The following is a 19,874-nucleotide window of genomic DNA, read 5'->3' on the forward strand; positions in this document are numbered from 1 at the left end:
AAAAAAAGCTGGAAGCTCCAGCTTTTTTTATGGTACATAGTTATTACTATTATCTCCAAAAACCTGGTCTAGGCGGTTGATTCACTGGTGCTGACGGAACAGGTGGAGCAGGCACTTGCGGTGAACCACCATACACATTAACACTGTTAACAGTATTCTGCCATGATGTTGAATGTGGATAAACATGCGTATTTTTCACTAAGTGATGATTCTTTACTACAGTATGTGATGGATGAATATACTGTACATTGCTCTGACTAGCAGTATTTACCTCATTGCACTTAGTAGGGCAAACAATTGTTTGAGTTGGCCCACAAGCTTGGTTCCCATTATAAGGTGTGTGATGTCTCATAAAATTATCTCCTCTCCAATCGTTTAACAGTTAACAATCATTCTCAAAATAAAAAGTAATGATTGATTCCCTATTAACCTATGTGAAGATTGTGATATTCGTCTGAGTCAATGTCCTAGTTTTTGAAAATTTCCCTATTTCATGTCAGTTGCTTGAAACGAGTAAGGCAATAATTGATCAATTGTTACCGATTTTACATCATTTTTCAAATTCGTAATATGTACAGACACATCTTCGTTAAAGAATTCACTCATCACTTGTCGGCATGAGCCACATGGTGATACTGGTCGATCCGTATCTGCAACAACTGCTAATTGTTTAAATTCTGTTTCACCCTCTGATATGGCTTTAAATATCGCTACTCTTTCTGCACATAAACTTACAGGGTAAGCAGCATTTTCAATATTACAACCTAAGTACACTTTCCCTGACTTTGTTTCTAATGCTGCACCAACTGCAAATTTAGAATATGGGATATATGCTTTTTTCCTTGCTTCCTTTGCATGCTCAATTAATTCTAGTTTGTCCATATACGAATCCTACTCTCACTGATTATTATGAAAATTGAACAGAATATTACTTATCAAAAATCCTCTAATATTAAATCACATACATATTGTACGGATTGATATAATTCCATATATCTTTTTCTTTTTACGTCAATATAATAACTATGCATTAATAAAAGATCCATGTTCTCTCTAGTCGATGCAACTTGCTGTGGATGAACACGAACGTCTCTATCCTTTACATGTTCTGCTGCAAGTGTTTCCCAGGATTCATTCAGTTGGAATACAGGGTTTGTCTTTTCTTTTACATAATGGAAAAAGTCTTTATCACGTTTATGTGCTGGTTTCTCTTGTTCTAGATAATTTGACTTCAACAATTCCAACTCTCTTTTTAATTGAATTGTTGTTTCTTTTAAGTTCATCTGTATCGCTCCAATCACCTATCCTCTTTACTTTATCATGATTTTTGCACAAATGGGAGTAGTTTAAACCAATTTTTATTTCTTTTTTGTCTCTTAAAGGGTATAGTATGAACTCTTTGTACGTTAGTTTCTTGCAAATCTTCTAGTATCTTATTGATCTGCGTCACTTCTTGCTGCAAACTCTCAATTTCTTTCCGATGAGCTGACGTTATCGTTAACACAACATCATCTGCCTTTGAACTAATACGTTGATCCATTAAGCGAATAGTTTCCATTAGTTTTGTATAGGATTGATTATATACTTGTTTAGATACACCGTTTATTTGATTCACTTTTTCTTGTTCCAAATCGTCCACTCCTCTATCGTTATTGGTGTTTGACAGATTCTCTATAAATTCCAATAGTCCTGCACACCTGACAAAACTAGAAGAAAACATACATTTTTAGTGTAAAACAGCTTATTTTTTCATTTAGCGTATTGGATGAAAAGCTAAGCTTGTTTTTGTAAAAATGGAGAAAAACAATTATAATAGGGAGAAGCTTATAATCTATACTATTTAAAATGGGTATTTGAACATTTAATTTGGTATGATACTTTTAGCAGGAGGAATAAATAGCATGAATTACCCGAATGGGAAGAAATCTTCCTCCCAGTCTAAACTCACTAGTAATAAAAAAAAGACAAGCTTTAGTAATCGTGGAATGACGTTAGAAGATGACATTAATGATACGAATGACTACTATCGTATCACGAATCAAGCGGTTATCCATAAGAAACCGACACCTGTTCAGATTGTGAAAGTGGATTACCCAAAAAGAAGTGCAGCAGTAATCAAGGAAGGCTATTTTAAACAGGCTTCCACCACAGATTATAATGGCATTTATCGATCACACTACATTGACTTTGAGGCAAAAGAAACAAAAAGTAAAACATCGTTTCCTCTTAGCAATATTCATGATCATCAAATCGATCATATGAAAACAATTGTTGAACATGGTGGTATCTGTTTTCTATTAATTAGATTCGCTGTATATGATCAAACTTTTTTTCTACCAGCAGTGAAACTTTTTAATTATTGGAATCGTCAATTTAATGGAGGAAAAAAGTCTATTCCCTATCAAGAAATTAAAGAAGCTGGCACTGAGATCCCGATTGGTTTCCCAGCAAGAATAGATTATTTAAAAATTATTGACCAGCTTTACTTTTAGAACGGAGGAAGATGAGTTATGGCAAATGATAGCCAATCTCGAGCAGCAAGAAGAAAACAACAAAGTAAATCAAAAAAGAAAAATAAATCAGTCTTTAAAAAAGTAATATTAATCATAGGTATCGTATTTTTAGCATCTGTTATAGGAATTGGTGGATTATTTACTTTCTATATTGCTACTGCACCTGACTTAGATGGTGCCTTACTTTCAGACCCAGCCTCTTCAAAAATTTATGATATGGATGAAGAATTATATGCAGATCTAGGTACAGAGAAACGAACAAAAACGAGTTATACAGATTTACCTGAAACATTAATTGACGCGGTATTAGCGACAGAGGATGTTCGTTTCTTCGAGCATTCCGGTATTGATTTAAGACGTATCGGTGCGGCAGTTTTAGCCAATGTAACAGATGGTTTTGGTTCAGAAGGCGCTAGTACAATTACACAACAAGTCGTAAAGGATTCGTTCCTTTCTACTGATAAAACGATAAAAAGAAAAGTACAAGAGCAATGGATAGCAATTCAACTAGATCGTGAATATTCTAAAGAAGAAATACTAGAAATGTATCTAAATAAAATTTATTATGGTTCCGGCGCATATGGTGTTGCAACGGCGGCAAAAACCTATTTCAGCAAAACGGACTTATCTGAATTAACACTAGCAGAATCTGCTATACTAGCTGGTTTACCACAGCGCCCTTCTGCATATGATCCGACAGTTAATCCTGATTTAACGCAAGAACGGATGGAAACGGTATTAAATTTAATGGTAAGACATGGGAAGATTACGGAAGAAGAAGCGGAAGAAGCAAAAGCTGTTAATGTGGAAGATGTCTTAAATGTTTCTGTAGAACAAGAAACACCGTATCAAGCTTTCATACAAAAAGTGGCTGATGAGGTAGAAGAAAAAACAGGTTCAGATATTTATACAGACGGTTTAGAAGTTTACACTACACTTGATCCTGTTGCACAAGAAGAAGTTGAGTTGGTCTTATCTAATTCAGATGAGAATCCAATTGATTTTATTGAAGAAGAGTTGCAATCTGGTATCGTAGTAACAGCTACCAATACTGGTGCTATTCGAGCCATTGGTGGTGGAAGAAATCGAGAGAATAACAACGGTTGGAATTACGCTTATCAAGGTGATGGTAGACAAGCTGGTTCGGCAATTAAACCTATACTTGATTATGGCCCAGCAATTGAAAATTTAAATTGGTCCACTTATCAACAAATAAATGATGATGCTCCTTATGAAATTGGAAATGAAGCTGGAGACACAATTAATAACTGGAATAACAAATTTCAAGGATGGATGAGCATTCGCTACGCATTACAATGGTCATTAAATATTCCTGCTGTTAAAACGTTAGATGAAGTTGGTACATCACAAGCAGCAGATTTCGCAAATGGTTTAGGTTTTAATTATGATGAAACTAATTTAGGTATTACAGAAGCGATTGGAGGAGCTGAATCAGATGTCACTCCGCTAGTAATGGCTGGAGCTTATAGCGCATTTGGTAATGAAGGTATTTACAATGAACCGTACGCTGTTACTAAAGTTGTTTATGATGATGGAAGTTCAGAAGATCTAAAATCAGAACCAGTGGCTGCTATGTCTGACTCTACTGCTTATATGATAACAGATATGTTGAAATCAGTAGTTCAAAGTGGTACAGGTACAGTTGCAAATGTATCTAGCATTCCAATGGCTGGTAAAACAGGAACAACTGATAACGATGCAGATATTTGGTTTGCAGGTTATAGCACAAATTATACTGTATCTGTATGGTCTGGTTATCCAGAAGGTAATACAAGACCAGTACAGGATACAAAAATTTCACAGAAATTATTTAATCATGTCATGTCAACGATATCAGCAGGTGTTTCAACACCAGACTTTGAAAAACCTAGTTCTGTTGTTGAAGTGAAGGTTGAGAAAGGGTCGAACCCTGCAAAATTAGCAAGTGCATACACCCCTTCATCACAAATAGTAACTGAACTTTTTAAAAAGGGACATGAACCAGAAGCTACATCTGAAAAGTTCGAACAACTTGATCCCGTTTCAAGTTTGAGTGCAAGTTATGATGAAGATGCGAATCTTATTGACGTATCCTGGGATTATAATGGGGATGAAGATGTTACATTCCAAGTAAGTACTGGTTCAAACAGTACAACTACTGATAATAATGAACTTGAAATAAGTAACATAGAAAGAGGTACTTCTTATACCATTGAAGTAATTGCAATCAGTAAAGATGATGAAAGTAACGTTAGTGAAGCTAGAACAGTTGAAGTTGCTGTTCCTGCGGAAGAAATTGAAGAAGAAGAACCTGAAGAAGAAGTTGAAGAAGAGCCTGTGGAACCCGATCCTGAAGAAACGGAAGAATCCGAGGAACCCGCAGAACCAGAAAAACCTAAAGAAAATGATGATGATCAAGAAAATCCAGATAGTGATAAGCCGAAAGACGAAGAAGAAACACCAGAAACACCAAAAGACCCAGATAACCCTGTACCTACTCCGCCAGAAGAAGATGAAACTGAAGAATAACAAAATAAAAAAAACAGCAAATAAAATGCTGTTTTTTTTACTTCTCTAATATTTCCGCCTTAGCGTAAAGTTTCTCTGCTTCTTTATACAATTCATTTAAATGAATATAACTGTGATATTGATGTGAATGGGTTTGTACAAACTGTATTCGTTCTTCTATATTTAAAGGTTTATACGTGAAACCTTTTAGTTTATAAACGCCCTCTGTTTCGACAGCCCACTCCTCTTTATTCAATATAAATAACAATTGAATAAAGTTTTTTGTGAACAGTTGCATCGGTAATGATGCTTCTTGATATTTTCTTTCATGAAAGAGCTTAGAAATATAGTTCGACTGATTTTTCCATTCTTCAATCAGTGCTATTCCTTCATTTTGCATATTCCTCACGTTCCTTTTGTTTCATTCTTTTCTTACCTTCTCGACAGATAGACAACAATGGACATTCAGGACAATTAGGGTTTCTTGCTTTACAATGGTAACGACCAAAAAAGATCATTCGGTGATGTGTATCACTCCATTCCTCTTTTGGTACTTTTCGCATTAATGCTTTCTCTACTTCCAAGACAGAGTCCTTCCAACGACATAATGCTAGGCGTTTAGATACGCGTTCAACATGTGTATCAACGGCAATCGCAGGCTCATGAAATGCTACCGAAGCGACAACATTTGCTGTTTTACGACCAACACCAGCTAGCGTTTCTAAATCTACCTTACTCTCTGGAACTTCACCATTAAAATTATCCAATAAAGATTGGCAAAGTTTTTGAATGTTTTTTGCTTTATTACGATATAAACCGATCGATCGAATATCGTGTTGTAATTCTTCAACGGTTACAGCTAAGAAATCTTCAGGAGTTTGGTACTTTTGGAACAAGTTTTTTGTTACCTTATTCACCAAGTTATCCGTACACTGTGCTGATAAAAGAACAGCTATTACTAATTCAAATGGATTTTTATGTACAAGTTCACATTCTGCATTTGGATACATATCCTTTAAGCAATCTAATACGTATGCAATATCCTTTTTATTAAGCATCATACATTCTCCTTATTCATCTTCTAACCAATTGTAATACAAGGAGACATCTCGCTTTGGCTCTTCTCTTTCTACATTTGGATTTGATTGATTACTATGAAAGGATTTACTTTGTTCTCTTGCTTGTTCGACAGATCTAATACCTTTCTTCTTCCATTCTCGTAAGATGCGATCTATATATTTAAAATTAAGTTTACTCATTAATACAGCTTCACGTAATGCGGCTTTAATAAGTGCGGGTTTTTGTTCATCTTCATCAATCCAAATATTAATCGTTTCGATTTCAAACGGAGATAATGCTCGTCCAAATTCTTGTTCAAATAAAAGAAAGATATTCATTGCGAGCTCATTATCCATATCATCTTTTTTTGGTGGGGCTTCTTGATATAACTTCTCCCATAATGGTTCAAGCGAATATTGTTCACCCATCAAAACTTTGTCCGCCTCATTTTGTTCAATAGCTACCATGTTTTTTTGTAGTAATTTCCGTAATATCATCGAACACTCTTGTTGATCAAATGTAACACAGTCTGCTATTTCATCCGGTGTAGGAAAATAAACACCTGATAAACTAAAACGATGAATTTGTAATAGAACAATCACATCTTTTTCCGTTAATCCAAGTGTATGGTACTCGCCTAATAGTTTAGTTGGAATTGTTAATTGATCCATTAAAAAATTTTGATAAGAATGTTTATTTTTCATGTAGGTCACCTCAAAATAGTTTAAACATTTTTGTTAATTGATAATAAAACCCCTGACAACATCAAATATGTCAAGGGTTCTATATTAAAATAACGCATTATGGATATAATCGATTTAATAAACGTGGAAAAGGTATTGTCTCTCTTACGTGTTCAACGCCTGAGAACCATGCTACAGTTCTTTCTAAACCTAAACCGAATCCAGCATGTGGCACACTTCCATATTGACGTAATTCTAAATACCATTTGTAAGCATCACCTGATAAGTTATGTTCATCATAGCGCTGTTTCATTAATTCCAAGTCGTCAATTCTTTGTGATCCACCTATAATCTCACCATAGCCTTCTGGCGCAATTAAATCAGCACAGAGGACAACTTCAGGGCGATCTGGATCTGGCTTCATATAGAAGGCTTTAATACCAGCTGGATAGTCTGTTATAAACACAGGTAAATCAAAGCTTTCTGCAATTGCAGTTTCATGCGGGGAACCAAAATCTTCTCCCCACTCTATATCCGTAAAACCTTTTTCTTTTAGTAACTCCACTGCTTTATCATATGTAATCCGTGGAAAAGGTGCTTTAATTTTTTCTAATTTAGATACATCACGTTCTAATGTAGTTAATTCTAACTGACAGTTATTCAAGACTGCTTGTGCCAAGTAGCTAACGTAATTTTCTTGCACTTCTAAACTTTCTTTATGATTCATAAATGCCATTTCTGGTTCAATCATCCAGAACTCAATTAAATGTCTTCTAGTTTTAGATTTCTCCGCTCGGAATGTTGGTCCAAATGAAAATACTTTACCAAATGCCATTGCCGCAGCTTCCATATACAATTGTCCACTTTGTGAAAGATATGCCTCTTCATCAAAATATTGTGTATGAAATAATTCAGTTGTGCCTTCTGCAGCAGATCCAGTTAAGATTGGTGGATCAATTTTTATATAACCATTTTCATTGAAAAATTGATATGTTGAACGAATAATCTCGTTACGAATTTTCATAATCGCATGTTGCTTTTTAGAACGTAACCATAAATGACGATGATCCATTAGAAATTCAGTACCGTGTTCCTTTGGTGTTATTGGAAAATCAACAGCAGCATGAATAACCTCAATTTCTTTGACTTGTAGCTCATAACCAAACGCAGAACGCGTATCTTCCACAATTATTCCAGTAACATACATGGATGTTTCTTGCGTCATATTTTTTGCTAATTGAAATGTTTCTTCAGCTACCTCTGCTTTTACTACTACACCTTGCATAAAGCCTGTTCCATCTCTAAGTTGAAGAAATGCAATTTTACCACTTGATCGTTTATTTGCTAACCAAGTGCCAATCTTCACTTCTTCGCCTACATGTTTCGCTACTTGATCTATTGTTGTTTTCATTCTTAATTCCTCCAAAAATCCCAATACTTACATTTGATGATTTAGTATAAATCGTTTTATTCTTTTCGTTGCTTCTTCTAGTTGTTCTAACGGAATCACATAGGAAAGTCTAACGTTATCAGGTGCACCAAAACCAGTTCCAGGAACCAGTGCCACTTTTTCTTCTACTAATATTGCTTCTACCCACTCGTCAACTGTTTTAAAACCAGTCATTTTAACTGCCTCTTTCACATTTGGAAATAAATAAAATGCTCCCTTTGGTTTAACACATGTAATACCAGGAATTGCAGTAAGCCATTGATAGGTTTTCTCTAATCTATCTTGGAATGCCACACGCATTTGTTCTATTTCTTCATCACCCTTAGAATATGCAGCAAGAGCGGCATATTGTGCAATTGATGTTGGATTTGATGTAGAATGTGATACTAATCCAGTCATTGCGTTAATAATTTGTTTGCTACCAATTGCGTAACCAATTCGCCAACCAGTCATAGAGTGGGATTTTGATACACCATTAATAATGACCGTTTGTTCTTTTAATGCGTCTGAAATCTCAGCTATTGATACATGTGCTTCATCCGTATAAATTAGCTTTTCATAAATTTCATCTGATACAATTAAAATATTATTTTCTAAGCAAATTTCTCCAAGCGCTGTTAACTCCGCTTTGGTATACATAGAACCTGTCGGATTACTAGGTGAATTGATAATTACTGCTTTCGTTTTTGCCGTTATAACATTCTTTAATTGTTCAGGCGTTAATTTAAATTGACTATTCTCATCCGCTTCAACAAAAATAGGCTTACCTTGCGCTAATTTAATTTGTTCCGGATAGCTTACCCAATACGGTGAAGGTACAATCACTTCATCTTCTGGATTTAACAATACCTGAAATAAAGTGTATAGCGCGTGTTTAGCACCAGTAGTAACTATTATTTGATCTCGATCATAGTGTAACTGTTGATCCCTCTTCATTTTCTCAATAATGGCATCTTTTAATTCTACAATTCCACCCGCAGGTGTGTATTTCGTAAATCCACTTTTCATTGCGTTTGTAGCTGCATCTAAAATGTATGATGGTGTATTAAAATCTGGTTCACCTGCACCTAATCCTATAACATCATGTCCTGCATCTTTTAACTCTTTTGCTTTAACAGTAATCGCTAATGTTGAGGATGGCGTCAATGCTTTTACTCGATGTGCTAATTCCATTTGATCACCCTTCTTTTTTAATAATCATTTGAAAACGATACACCACTATCATAAGAACCATCTTCTAAGCGGTAGTATGCATAACTTAATCGGTCTTCTGCATCAAAATAACTTAATTCCAACAATGGTGTGTTACCTCTAATTCCATAGTGTGATTGTAATAGCTCACATGAGCCACTACAGGAATTTCGCCATTGTGATACTAACGTATTTTCATCAATAAAATTAGTCAACTCAAAAGTCTTTATTTCCGCTTCTTCATTTGAAACTTCAACAAAGGCAAGCAAGCTTACATCTGTTTCTGTCTGTCCTTCAATCACGTTATAATATATCTCACCGTGATAGCGAGAAGTAGCAACTATTTCAGTTATTTCAGTTTCTTCAAGCACTCGCTCTTCAGAAGTCAAAAAATCTGACACTTTATTCTCTTCAACATTTTGATACAAAATCACACTAAAAACAATGCTTCCAATAATAAGCAGTATAATCCCAACTAGAATCCAACTTAGCCAATTAGGTACGGTAGATAGTAAAGATTGCTGTTTCATGATCATCCTCATCCAAAGCTAATCCAAACATTAAATCATCTTCTTTCAGTGTACGATTTAAACTGTCCACTATTTTGTATATGTCTGTTGAATGCTTTAATTTAACTGTTGATAGTGTTTCTATTTTATCCTTCATAAATATCTCCTAAATGTTTGAATTTTAAATGAACTACTAATTAAAGTGTGTTATTTACAAAAAATTGCTACACATAGATAGCCAATTCAATTGCATACTAATGATAGTTGAAAAGAAATATGTAATATGTCTTATATTATAACAGGTTTTATGACAAAAATTGATAGACAATTATAATTTTTCAACTAAATTTATCCCAACCCACCATATTTACTGTGTACAGCGTTTACTGTACACAGGTTTTTTTTTATGAAATTATTTCATAATCACTTAGGTTTAATCGGATAATTGTTGTTCCGACTTGTTTTAGTTGGTATACATCGATCCAAGATTCATTCAATCTCTCCATTAGATCTCTGTTAGGTGTACCAGACTTTTGATTAAAAACAATACTAATATGTGGATCCATTTCATGTAACAATTTCGAACTTGGCGAATTACTTTGGCCATAATCAACAATTTTAATTATTTCTGACTTTAAATCGTAAGATTCTAATCCTTCATCGCTATTTGTATCATTTACACTCATATACAAAATACTATTCTCACCATACTCAATCGTAAAAGTCATTTCTCCAAAAGTATTCGTCTGTAATACATGGATATTAAAAGCATTTCCTAGTTTAATTTCATCATCTTTGTTCCACATTGTTTTATTGGAGTTAGCAGTAAATAACTGTTTTTCTGAATTTGCATAATAAACCTGTTTCACGTCAAAATTCTCGAGAATCTGTTTCATATTACCACAGTATTCATCCGTTTGGTTCGTTAAGATTAAGCCCTCTAATTGATTTACATGTAGTTCCTTTAATTGTTCCCAAAGCTCTATTCTACTATCTTTTGAACCAGTATTGATCAGAAAGTTCTTACCTTCTGATGTTTGAATTAAAGTTGCTTCACCATCTGGTATATTCAGAAACGAAACATATAACTCATTTTCCCCAATCGATAAAGTCGATGCATTGGTAGTAATTGTAGTCATTAATAGAAACAACAATAACGCTAATAAAAGCGTTAAAGCACGGATAGATCGATGCATTTTATCACCTACTTTACAATATTGTAGGCTTAATATGCGTAGATGTTAACAGATCATAACCAATCTTGAGCAATTTCCATTAATTCTTTCGTTGTTTTATGATGAATGGGGATTTCAGGTATCGAATTGATGAAATAATGACCGTAAGTTGCTGTCATCAATCGATCATCACAAACAAATACAATACCACGATCAGTACTAGAACGAATTAATCTGCCGAATCCTTGTTTAAAACGAATAATTGCATTAGGTAAGGCTAGTGTAGCAAATGGATTTTTACCTGATTTTTTCAAGTAATTTGCTTTTGCTTGATACACCGGATGATTAGGTGGTTGAAATGGTAATCGCACGATCACAACACAAGACAAGTCACTTCCTGGTATATCAATCCCCTCCCAAAACGAGTTCGTACCTAACAAAATTGCTTGATCAAATGTTTGAAAATTCTTTTTTAATCTAGACCTACTCCCACTTGAAATACCTTGAGCAATTAACATATATTCTTCCTCATCAAGAATCTCACGTAATAAAATATACGCCTTTTTCAACATATCATAAGATGTAAACAAAACGAGCATCCTACCCTTAGTAATATGAGCTAGTGATAGAATCGCTTCACACGTTGCTTCAATAAAATCATCCATTTTCCCGTATTTTGCGTATGGGAAATCCGTTGGTATTAATAGCTGTACTTGATCTTCGTAAGCATAAGGTGACACTATTTTCTTTTCTAAAACATCTTCTTTTAAAAGACCAACTCTTTCCTTGAAAACGGAAAATGAGTTTTTCATTGTTAGCGTTGCACTTGTCATAATAACACTTTGTTTTTCGTGAAAGAGTTTCTCTTGTAACAGGTCGGCAATATCAATTGGTTCTTGATATAAATATACTGCATTTTGAGCACCAAATGCATCTATCTCAATCCATTTTACTTCTTCCTCTTTTAAACGCTGGATAAAGTAATTTTCTAATCCATCTATAATTGATTGGATGCGTTCCATATGCCACTTTACTTCTTCCATTAAATCGACAGCCAAGTCATTTTCCCGCATTAAATGTAATATCCGAGATAAAATATGAATTAAATCACGTAATTGGAATGACAGTCGGTTTACCATTTCATTTATTGTATCCCAACCTTGATCTGTACCTTCTGGTATTCGATATTGATAGCGTCCTATATCATTAATCGCTATGTCATTTGCTTGCTTTTCTTTAACATATTGAAATAAATAACGGAATAAGGTATCTGTTTCTTCTTTCGCCTCTAGCCACCATTTATTCCATTCATATTCTGCACAAATAAGAGCAATGTCACTGTCATACTCGATCAATTTTTGAATCCATGCGCCATCCTCTATACTTCCAATAGCTTGTAATGTTCGTTGCACAGAAACGTAGTCTAAACTCAACCCAAAGTGTTTAGAGGCAGTTGCTTCTAAATGATGCGCTTCATCTATAATTATCTTTTGGAAAGATGGTAATAAAGGAATTTCGCTTGTCATATTAGCACATAGTAATGCGTGATTTGTTATGATCACGTCTGATTTTTGGGCATTTGTTTTAGCTCTATAATAAAAAGATCGCGTGAACCATGGTGAGCTAACATCCAAACCACCTTCCGCTTCTGTGGAGACTTTACGAAAGAAACGTTGACCGCTTGATGGTAATTGAATTTCATCTATATCTCCGGTAGTTGTTTCTGTTAGCCAAATTAAAATAATTGCTTTTGTTAACGTTATGTCATAGTTATCAAACTCAACTGAACGAAGTGTCTGTTCAAATTTAGCCAAACTTAGATAATGTTGTTTTCCTTTTAAAATGGTTGTTTGAAATGGAAAAGATAGCACTTTTTCAAGTAAAGGTATTTCTTTTTCAATCAGCTGTGTCTGTAATTGTGTTAGATGCGTACTAACGACCACTCGCTCATTTCCATGTACTGCCTGAAATAAAGCTACGATTAAGTAAGCTAATGATTTACCCGTACCTGTTTCAGCCTCAATAATAGCATGTTGCTTTGACTGAAATGCATCATAAATAAGTTCGGTCATTTCTCGCTGCCCGTTTCTCATTTCAAATTGACTCATCGCCTGCGCTAAGTCACCATCTTTTTGATAAAAACGGTCCATTATATCACCAAAAGAAAGGCTTGATTTAGTAATGGACTTTGTCTTTGTTATTTGTTTCTTTAATGCTAATCCACGAAAGATTTCAATACCTTCAGGTTCATCTGTTTGAAAAGCTAATTGATCTTCTCGTTCTTTTAAGAGTTCAAATAAGTCACTTTTTATTCTATGTTCCATTTGCCGCAATTGAACAATTGTTTCATATGGTAGTGCTTTAATTTTATCTAATAAATGTGCAAGTAAATAGGATGTCACATGTGCATCAGATAATGCCCGATGTGGGTCTAGATGGCTTAATTCTAAAAATGTAGCCAACTGGCCTAATTTAAAACCTGGCGCTTGTGGTAATAAGATGCGTGACAGCTCCACCGTATCGATCACTGGTTGAATTAACGGATCAAGCCCTATACGTCTAAACTCATCATTTAAAAAACCCAAATCAAACGGTACGTTATGCGCTACGAAATATGCATCATCAAAAAGAATTCTAATCTGTTCCGCTATATCCTCAAATACAGGTTGGCCTAACACATCTTCATTTGTAATACCTGTCAAATTTGTAATAAATGTTGATATTTTAATTTCTGGATTTACTAAAGTAGAATATTCTTTAATTATTTCGCCATTTGACCAAACAATTATTCCCACTTCAATAATACGATCACCTTTAGTCGGTGTATGTCCAGTAGTTTCCAAATCAATAATTACATATTTATTCATTACCTCATCCCCACATGATAACTTATAAGAAGTTATTTATATTTCTTTCAGTATGTAGGATGTAAAAAGAAAACTCCTACCAAACATACTGTTGATAAGAGTTTAAGACTGAAGTAACGTGAGTGGTGTCTCTTGATCCAGCATCTCTACTACTTCATTCTTTTCGTTCATAATGGCAACTTTAGGTTTATAAGTTGAAAACTCTTCATCAGATACAAGTGCATACGAAACGATTATTACAATATCGTTTTTTTGAACAAGTCTTGCCGCAGCACCATTTAGACAAATAACTTTACTTCCTCTTTCACCTGGTATTACATATGTTTCCAATCTTGCTCCATTATTATTATTAACGATCTGCACCTTTTCGTGCGGTAATATATCTACTTTCTCTAGTATGTCCTGATCAATCGTGATACTACCAACATAATCTAAATTTGCTTCAGTAACACGAGCGCGATGGATTTTGCCCTTCATCATGGTGCGATACATCACATTTCCTCCTAGCCTAATACGGGTGAACTTGTGCCATCAGGCATTAAAATTATATTATCAATAAGCCTAGCTTGACTAAATTGTACAGCAACTGCAATGATTACTTGCTGATCGACTTCAGTTATAGGCTTTAACGATGGGAATCGTAATATTTCAATATAATCTATCTTACCAGTTGTGTGCGTATTAATATAATTTTTTACTTCATTCACTATAATAGCAGGATTTTTTTCACCGTCAAATATTTTTTCTTGCGCTAATTGCAAACTTTTAGATAGAGATGGTGCTTCATTTCGTTCTTGTTCTGTTAAGTAGACATTACGACTACTTTTAGCCAAACCATCTTCTTCTCTTATTGTCTCAAGCATATGTAATTGAATCGGAAAATTGTGATCTTTAATAAGTCGATCTACAACGGCAACTTGTTGTGCGTCCTTAATTCCAAAATACACATTATCTGGCAAAGTCAAATGAAATAATTTTGTTAATACGGTGACAACACCATCAAAGTGACCCGGACGTGATTTTCCACATAAGACGTCAATACGATCAACCGCTTGAATCGTTATACCTAATTCTCTTGGGTACATCTCTTCTACTGGAGGCATAAATAATACATCAATACCGTTCTTCTCAGCAATTTCTATATCGTGTTGTTCATTTCGTGGATACTTTTCGAAATCTTCATTAGGACCGAACTGTAACGGATTCACAAAAATACTTGCAATTAATATATCATTTTCCTCGCGCGCCTTCTGAAGTAAAGACTCATGTCCTTCGTGCAAATAACCCATCGTGGGAACAAAACCGATGTCGTTCCCACTGCTTTTCATTTTTAATGTATAATCCTGCATCGAACTGACTGTTTTTATAATCTGCATGCTTATTCCTCCGGTAGTATTGTATCTGCATTAATCGTGTAGCTATGTTTTTCTTCCGGAAAGCTCGCAGTTTTAACTTCTTCGACATATGTTGATAATGCTTTAAAAATAGGTTCCGTAACATTTTCATATGTTTTTACGAATTTCGGAAGATGATTGTCACCATATTGGATCAAATCATGATAGACAAGCACTTGACCATCACATGAACTACCTGCTCCAATACCAATTGTCGGAATTTCTAGTTGATTCGTTATTATTTTAGTGACTTCTTTTGGTACACATTCTAATACTAAAGCAATTGCACCGCTAGCTTGTAATGCCTTGGCATCTGCAATGATTTTTTCAGCACTAGCCTGGTCTTTCCCCTGAACCCGATAACCGCCAAGGACATTGACTGCCTGTGGAGTTAAGCCTATATGAGCAACGACTGGAATCCCAGCATTTGTTAAATGTGTGACTAAAGTTAGAATCTCAGGTGATGCACCCTCAATTTTTAAACTTTGTGCATTTGTTTCTTGAAAAATACGTTTTGCATTTTTTAATCCATCTTCTAATGAAATATGATACGACATAAAAGGCATGTCGACTACAACATATGTATCATTTGCAGCTCTTGTTACCGCTTTTGCATGGTGAATCATGTCATCAACTGTTACTTGGATGGTTGAATTATAACCTAGTACAACCATACCTAAGGAATCACCGACTAAAATCATGTCAACATTTGCCTGTTGTGCTAGTTTTCCTGCGGGATAATCATATGCCGTTACCATAGCTATCTTCTCATTATTTTGTTTCATTGTTTGAAATGTTTTACTACTTTTCAACGAAGACACTCCTTTACCAATTTATTTCTGCAGAGTACAAGGTTTCGATTTGATTTTGTTTATTTTCCATTATCAATGCTCCATCAGTACTGATGCCTCTAATAACGCCTTGTTTTTCTACATTTCCTGCTTTATATGATACTTCTTCATTTATTTTATATCCAAAAGATTCCCATTTATCTTTCACTTCTGAAAATCCTGTTAATTGATAACGATCAAAGGCTTCTTCAAAACGCTTTAATAAAGATTGAATCAGTTTTTGTTTTTCGAATGTTTCTCCTGTTTCTATTTTCAAAGAAGTTGCCCGCTTACTTATCTCATTTTCAAAGCTATCCGCTAATTGGTTTACATTTAAACCAATTCCTATTACGATATGATGGATTTTATCTTGTTCTGCTTGCATTTCGGTTAAAATCCCCGCTATTTTTTTACCGTTAATTAAAATATCGTTTGGCCATTTGATTGCTGGCGTAATGCCAACATCCAGTTCAATTAGTTCAGCTAATACGGTCGCTACAACTAAAGTCAATTGCGGCCCCTGCAATGGCGGCACATTAGGACGTAAGACGATACTCAGCCACACGCCTAAATCATTATTAGAGAACCAAGACCGATTCATTCTTCCCCGACCAGTTTCTTGTCGATCTGCTATGACGACCGTCCCGTGAGCGCATCCTTCTTGAGCTAACTGATTTGCCTTCGTTTGAGTCGATGGCATTTTTATTTGATGCACCATATTTTTCCCTAACCACTTAGTTTTCAATCCCCATTGGAGTGTATTCTTACTCATTATTGAAGGTAACGCTACAATCCGATAACCTTTATTAGGAACAGCTTCTATTTGATACCCTTCTTTTTCTAGACGTTTCATCTGTTTCCATACAGCAGTACGCGATATGTTAAGCGTTTCGGAAATATCTTGCCCCGAAATAAAGACTGTACCATTTAAAGCTAATAACTCAATTAATTTTTCTTGGGTGGATGGCATGTAATAACCCACTCCTTAATTTCTATCTCTTTATTTATCAGATCTCCGACTACGATTGCTTTTTCAATTTCATTAAGATATCTCGCAATCCAATCGCCTTTTTCACGATTCGGGTATAATGCAATTAACGCATTACCAGATACTTGAACGTCTTTACGTGACTTAATAGGTAAACGATTCACAGCTACTATCAAATCAGTCATTTTAAATTCCACTTGATAAAGTATTCGTGTTAATCGTATAAACGCCTCATATAAGGTTTCAGGTAATTGATATAAAAGCCAGTTATGTAAACCTTCTTGTTTATATAGCTGTAATACGCTCACCAATTTATCAGCCATCAAAAAAGTTTGATTCGATTGTTTCCACCCTCGCACCAAATCTTTAACAGATACATGTGTCTGTTGCATCTTTAAAAATGCAAATACCTCATATAACTCTGGGAGTGGTGTTTGTAATGTTTCCATGCTTCGTATCAACATAGAATCACGGTTAAAAACAGGCAATTTATCCCAAATTTGTACAGTTGACCAAAGTGCTATTGCATCTGAAATCCCTTGACCTGCAAGCGTTTTTTCAAATTCAATTGCTAAACGTTCTATCGCAACTTCTTCTATCCATCTAATTTTTTCTTTAATCGCATCTAGCGTGTCTGATTCTAGTTTAAAACTTAATTGACTGACAAATCGCAATGCACGCATCATCCGAAGTGGATCTTCATGAAACCGATCATGTGCATTGCCAACAGTTGAAATAAGTTGTTTCTTTATATCTAATTGACCGTGAAACGGATCATATAAGTCCCCACTTTTATCCATCGCTATCGCATTAATAGTAAAATCTCTACGACTAAGATCTTCACCAATTCGATTTACAAATTGGACTTGATCTGGATGTCTAAAATCAGAATAATTTCCTTCTGTTCGAAATGTAGTTACTTCAAATGATTGTTTCTTGAGACGCACAATGACAGTGCCATGTTCAATTCCAACGGGAATAACCTTTGGAAAAATAGCTTGCACCTCTGTTGGCGTTGCAGATGTTGCAATGTCAATATCCTTAATTGGTTTCTTTAATAAGTAATCGCGTACTGCTCCACCAACAAAAAAAGCCTGATGTCCTTTTGATTCTAATTTTTCTAATACAATTACAGCTTGTGAAAATAGTGGATCAAGCATTATAATCACCTGCTAAAAGCCGGTCATAAATTTGTTCATATTCATTGACTATTTTGTCAGCTGAGAATTCTTGTTTTACGTGTGCAGTTGCTGCTTGAGAGAAAGCGTTCCATACATCTTTATTCGTTAATAAATGAAGTGCTTTAGAAACGATCGCTTCTTTATCTCCTAACTCCACAATATAGCCATTCTTTCCATCTTCAATTACCTCAGGAATACCACCAATATTCGTGCCAATACAAGGTACACCACATGCCATCGCTTCTATTAGAACCAATCCAAAACTCTCTTTTTCAGATAATAACAATTTCAGGTCTGCTAGTGATAATATCGAAGCAATATTATTTTGCTTACCTAGAAATATAACGTATTCTTGTAATTGCAATGATTCTACTAAATGAAACATTTCAGCGTACTCTGGACCATCACCAATCAGTAATAATTTAGATGGAATTTTCTCGTTTATATCACGAAAAGCATAGATAACATCTTGTATTCTTTTCACTTTACGAAAATTAGATATATGTAGTATTACTTTCTCATCAGGCCTGATACCATAATGTTTACGAAGCTCACTCGGATCTTGATAATAATAGTCACTTTCATCGATAAAATTATAGACAACCTCAATTTTTTTATCTACCTCTAACATATCGTGTGTTTGTTTAACTAGACTATGTGATACAGCCGTAACAGCATCTGAATTCTCTATACCGTGTGTAATCATTCGTTTTAGGCTTCTATCAACACCCAATACAGTAATATCTGTGCCATGCAATGTCGTAACAATCTTTACGTCACGTGTCGCCATTTGCTTAGCCAATAGGGCACAAATAGCGTGGGGCATTGCATAATGAACATGTAATATGTCTAATCCTTCTGTATCAATTACTTCTGCCATTTTATTGGCTAGAGCAAGATCATACGGTGGATATTGAAAAACAGGATAATGATTCACTTCTACCTCATGAAAGTAAATATTCTTATGAACGCTGTTTAAACGAAATGGCATGCTAGATGTTATGAAATGGACTTCATGTCCCTTTTTTGCTAAAAATTTACCTAATTCGGTTGCTACAATGCCAGACCCACCTACAGATGGGTAACATGTTATTCCAATTTTTTTAAAATTCATCTCTAATTATCCTCTTTATTAAGATTTCTCCATTCAAAAAAACCAGCTTCTAATGAACGTATAACAATCTCTGCTCCAGCTAAATTAGTAACCAAAGGAATTTGATGTACATCACACAAACGCATTAGCGCACTAATATCAGGTTCATGTGGTTGTGCAGTTAATGGATCTCTGAAAAAAATAATCAAATCCATTTCATCTGTTGCTATCTTCGCACCGATTTGCTGATCCCCACCGAGAGGTCCAGACAGAAAACGTGTGATTGAAAGACCTGTTGCCTCACTTATTTTCAAACCTGTTGTACCTGTCGCATATAGTTCGTGTTTAGCCAATATGTGCTGATAAGACATTGAGAATTGGATTATTGATTCTTTCTTTTTATCATGTGCTACTAATGCAATTTTCATTTTTA

At 34.9% G+C, this 19,874-nt stretch carries 22 protein-coding genes; 2 read left to right on the forward strand and 20 right to left on the reverse strand.

Features of this window, described 5'->3' with window-relative positions; genetic code table 11:
* Nucleotides 1-49: 49 nt before the first annotated feature.
* The 4 genes from D2K60_RS16280 to D2K60_RS16295 form a co-directional block, all read right to left on the reverse strand.
* Entirely contained in the window at nt 50-352 is a 303-nt protein-coding gene (locus D2K60_RS16280; RefSeq protein ID WP_117169392.1) for a CotD family spore coat protein, read from the reverse strand.
* A gap of 134 nt (nt 353-486) precedes the next feature.
* The gene (locus tag D2K60_RS16285) at nt 487-882 is read right to left on the reverse strand and encodes a cytidine deaminase (protein ID WP_117169391.1); all 396 of its coding nucleotides are present in this window, start codon (nt 880-882) and stop codon (nt 487-489) included.
* Nucleotides 883-935: 53 nt separating this feature from the next.
* On the reverse strand, nt 936-1,283 hold the full coding sequence (locus D2K60_RS16290; protein ID WP_117170355.1) for a DUF1798 family protein: 348 nt from the start codon (nt 1,281-1,283) through the stop codon (nt 936-938).
* A 35-nt stretch (nt 1,284-1,318) separates the two neighbouring features.
* Nucleotides 1,319-1,630 (reverse strand): hypothetical protein, encoded by a 312-nt coding sequence (locus D2K60_RS16295; RefSeq protein ID WP_117169390.1) that lies wholly within the window; start codon nt 1,628-1,630, stop codon nt 1,319-1,321.
* A 271-nt stretch (nt 1,631-1,901) separates the two neighbouring features.
* On the opposite strand from D2K60_RS16295, the gene recU reads away from it, so the two are divergent.
* On the forward strand, nt 1,902-2,492 hold the full coding sequence (recU, locus tag D2K60_RS16300) for a Holliday junction resolvase RecU (RefSeq protein WP_117169389.1): 591 nt from the start codon (nt 1,902-1,904) through the stop codon (nt 2,490-2,492).
* An 18-nt stretch (nt 2,493-2,510) separates the two neighbouring features.
* Nucleotides 2,511-5,042: a transglycosylase domain-containing protein gene (locus tag D2K60_RS16305; RefSeq protein WP_117169388.1), complete on the forward strand. Its 2,532-nt coding sequence runs from the start codon at nt 2,511-2,513 to the stop codon at nt 5,040-5,042.
* 37 nt (nt 5,043-5,079) lie between these two features.
* On the opposite strand, the gene D2K60_RS16310 is transcribed toward D2K60_RS16305, so the two are convergent.
* The 16 genes from D2K60_RS16310 to mgsA form a co-directional block, all read right to left on the reverse strand.
* Nucleotides 5,080-5,421 carry a YpoC family protein gene (locus D2K60_RS16310; protein WP_117169387.1) on the reverse strand — a complete coding sequence of 114 codons (342 nt, stop codon included), beginning with the start codon at nt 5,419-5,421 and terminating at the stop codon, nt 5,080-5,082.
* Complete coding sequence (gene nth, locus D2K60_RS16315; protein ID WP_117169386.1) at nt 5,411-6,079, reverse strand: endonuclease III; 669 nt, start codon at nt 6,077-6,079, stop codon at nt 5,411-5,413. The genes D2K60_RS16310 and nth overlap by 11 nt, the downstream gene beginning before the upstream one ends.
* Nucleotides 6,080-6,091: 12 nt before the next feature.
* Nucleotides 6,092-6,784, reverse strand: a complete 693-nt coding sequence (locus tag D2K60_RS16320) for a DnaD domain-containing protein (RefSeq protein WP_117169385.1) — start codon at nt 6,782-6,784, stop codon at nt 6,092-6,094.
* A 97-nt stretch (nt 6,785-6,881) separates the two neighbouring features.
* A complete protein-coding gene (gene asnS, locus D2K60_RS16325; RefSeq protein WP_117169384.1) occupies nt 6,882-8,174 on the reverse strand; it encodes an asparagine--tRNA ligase in 1,293 nt (430 codons plus the stop codon).
* Between the two features lie 27 nt (nt 8,175-8,201).
* Nucleotides 8,202-9,386 (reverse strand): pyridoxal phosphate-dependent aminotransferase, encoded by a 1,185-nt coding sequence (locus D2K60_RS16330; protein ID WP_117169383.1) that lies wholly within the window; start codon nt 9,384-9,386, stop codon nt 8,202-8,204.
* 17 nt (nt 9,387-9,403) lie between these two features.
* Complete coding sequence (locus D2K60_RS16335; RefSeq protein ID WP_117169382.1) at nt 9,404-9,934, reverse strand: hypothetical protein; 531 nt, start codon at nt 9,932-9,934, stop codon at nt 9,404-9,406.
* A complete protein-coding gene (locus tag D2K60_RS16340; protein ID WP_117169381.1) occupies nt 9,900-10,070 on the reverse strand; it encodes a YpmA family protein in 171 nt (56 codons plus the stop codon). Before D2K60_RS16340 ends, D2K60_RS16335 begins: the two co-directional genes overlap by 35 nt.
* A 247-nt stretch (nt 10,071-10,317) precedes the next feature.
* Nucleotides 10,318-11,109 (reverse strand): ComEC/Rec2 family competence protein, encoded by a 792-nt coding sequence (locus D2K60_RS16345; protein ID WP_117169380.1) that lies wholly within the window; start codon nt 11,107-11,109, stop codon nt 10,318-10,320.
* A 53-nt stretch (nt 11,110-11,162) separates the two neighbouring features.
* A complete protein-coding gene (gene dinG, locus D2K60_RS16350) occupies nt 11,163-13,955 on the reverse strand; it encodes an ATP-dependent DNA helicase DinG (protein WP_117169379.1) in 2,793 nt (930 codons plus the stop codon).
* A 102-nt stretch (nt 13,956-14,057) separates the two neighbouring features.
* Nucleotides 14,058-14,447 (reverse strand): aspartate 1-decarboxylase, encoded by a 390-nt coding sequence (gene panD / locus D2K60_RS16355; protein ID WP_117169378.1) that lies wholly within the window; start codon nt 14,445-14,447, stop codon nt 14,058-14,060.
* A gap of 11 nt (nt 14,448-14,458) precedes the next feature.
* A complete protein-coding gene (panC, locus tag D2K60_RS16360) occupies nt 14,459-15,331 on the reverse strand; it encodes a pantoate--beta-alanine ligase (RefSeq protein WP_117169377.1) in 873 nt (290 codons plus the stop codon).
* 2 nt (nt 15,332-15,333) lie between these two features.
* On the reverse strand, nt 15,334-16,161 hold the full coding sequence (gene panB, locus D2K60_RS16365) for a 3-methyl-2-oxobutanoate hydroxymethyltransferase (protein ID WP_117169376.1): 828 nt from the start codon (nt 16,159-16,161) through the stop codon (nt 15,334-15,336).
* A 13-nt stretch (nt 16,162-16,174) separates the two neighbouring features.
* Nucleotides 16,175-17,149, reverse strand: coding sequence for a biotin--[acetyl-CoA-carboxylase] ligase (locus D2K60_RS16370; protein ID WP_117169375.1), 975 nt, complete (start codon nt 17,147-17,149; stop codon nt 16,175-16,177).
* Nucleotides 17,125-18,327 carry a CCA tRNA nucleotidyltransferase gene (locus D2K60_RS16375; RefSeq protein ID WP_117169374.1) on the reverse strand — a complete coding sequence of 401 codons (1,203 nt, stop codon included), beginning with the start codon at nt 18,325-18,327 and terminating at the stop codon, nt 17,125-17,127. Before D2K60_RS16375 ends, D2K60_RS16370 begins: the two co-directional genes overlap by 25 nt.
* Nucleotides 18,320-19,462, reverse strand: coding sequence for an N-acetyl-alpha-D-glucosaminyl L-malate synthase BshA (bshA, locus tag D2K60_RS16380; RefSeq protein WP_117169373.1), 1,143 nt, complete (start codon nt 19,460-19,462; stop codon nt 18,320-18,322). Before bshA ends, D2K60_RS16375 begins: the two co-directional genes overlap by 8 nt.
* Before the next feature lie 2 nt (nt 19,463-19,464).
* Entirely contained in the window at nt 19,465-19,869 is a 405-nt protein-coding gene (gene mgsA, locus D2K60_RS16385) for a methylglyoxal synthase (protein WP_117169372.1), read from the reverse strand.
* Nucleotides 19,870-19,874: the final 5 nt, after the last annotated feature.

The organism is Paraliobacillus sediminis (assembly GCF_003426055.1).

Coding starts and splice junctions, on each gene's coding strand:
- D2K60_RS16280 (WP_117169392.1), bottom strand. CDS start 352: ATGAGACATCACACACCTTATAATGGGAACCAAGCTTGTGGGCCAACT.
- D2K60_RS16285 (WP_117169391.1), bottom strand. CDS start 882: ATGGACAAACTAGAATTAATTGAGCATGCAAAGGAAGCAAGGAAAAAA.
- D2K60_RS16290 (WP_117170355.1), bottom strand. CDS start 1,283: ATGAACTTAAAAGAAACAACAATTCAATTAAAAAGAGAGTTGGAATTG.
- recU (WP_117169389.1), top strand. CDS start 1,902: ATGAATTACCCGAATGGGAAGAAATCTTCCTCCCAGTCTAAACTCACT.
- D2K60_RS16305 (WP_117169388.1), top strand. CDS start 2,511: ATGGCAAATGATAGCCAATCTCGAGCAGCAAGAAGAAAACAACAAAGT.
- D2K60_RS16310 (WP_117169387.1), bottom strand. CDS start 5,421: ATGCAAAATGAAGGAATAGCACTGATTGAAGAATGGAAAAATCAGTCG.
- nth (WP_117169386.1), bottom strand. CDS start 6,079: ATGCTTAATAAAAAGGATATTGCATACGTATTAGATTGCTTAAAGGAT.
- D2K60_RS16320 (WP_117169385.1), bottom strand. CDS start 6,784: ATGAAAAATAAACATTCTTATCAAAATTTTTTAATGGATCAATTAACA.
- asnS (WP_117169384.1), bottom strand. CDS start 8,174: ATGAAAACAACAATAGATCAAGTAGCGAAACATGTAGGCGAAGAAGTG.
- D2K60_RS16330 (WP_117169383.1), bottom strand. CDS start 9,386: ATGGAATTAGCACATCGAGTAAAAGCATTGACGCCATCCTCAACATTA.
- D2K60_RS16335 (WP_117169382.1), bottom strand. CDS start 9,934: ATGAAACAGCAATCTTTACTATCTACCGTACCTAATTGGCTAAGTTGG.
- D2K60_RS16340 (WP_117169381.1), bottom strand. CDS start 10,070: ATGAAGGATAAAATAGAAACACTATCAACAGTTAAATTAAAGCATTCA.
- D2K60_RS16345 (WP_117169380.1), bottom strand. CDS start 11,109: ATGCATCGATCTATCCGTGCTTTAACGCTTTTATTAGCGTTATTGTTG.
- dinG (WP_117169379.1), bottom strand. CDS start 13,955: ATGAATAAATATGTAATTATTGATTTGGAAACTACTGGACATACACCG.
- panD (WP_117169378.1), bottom strand. CDS start 14,447: ATGTATCGCACCATGATGAAGGGCAAAATCCATCGCGCTCGTGTTACT.
- panC (WP_117169377.1), bottom strand. CDS start 15,331: ATGCAGATTATAAAAACAGTCAGTTCGATGCAGGATTATACATTAAAA.
- D2K60_RS16370 (WP_117169375.1), bottom strand. CDS start 17,149: ATGCCATCCACCCAAGAAAAATTAATTGAGTTATTAGCTTTAAATGGT.
- D2K60_RS16375 (WP_117169374.1), bottom strand. CDS start 18,327: ATGCTTGATCCACTATTTTCACAAGCTGTAATTGTATTAGAAAAATTA.
- bshA (WP_117169373.1), bottom strand. CDS start 19,462: ATGAATTTTAAAAAAATTGGAATAACATGTTACCCATCTGTAGGTGGG.
- mgsA (WP_117169372.1), bottom strand. CDS start 19,869: ATGAAAATTGCATTAGTAGCACATGATAAAAAGAAAGAATCAATAATC.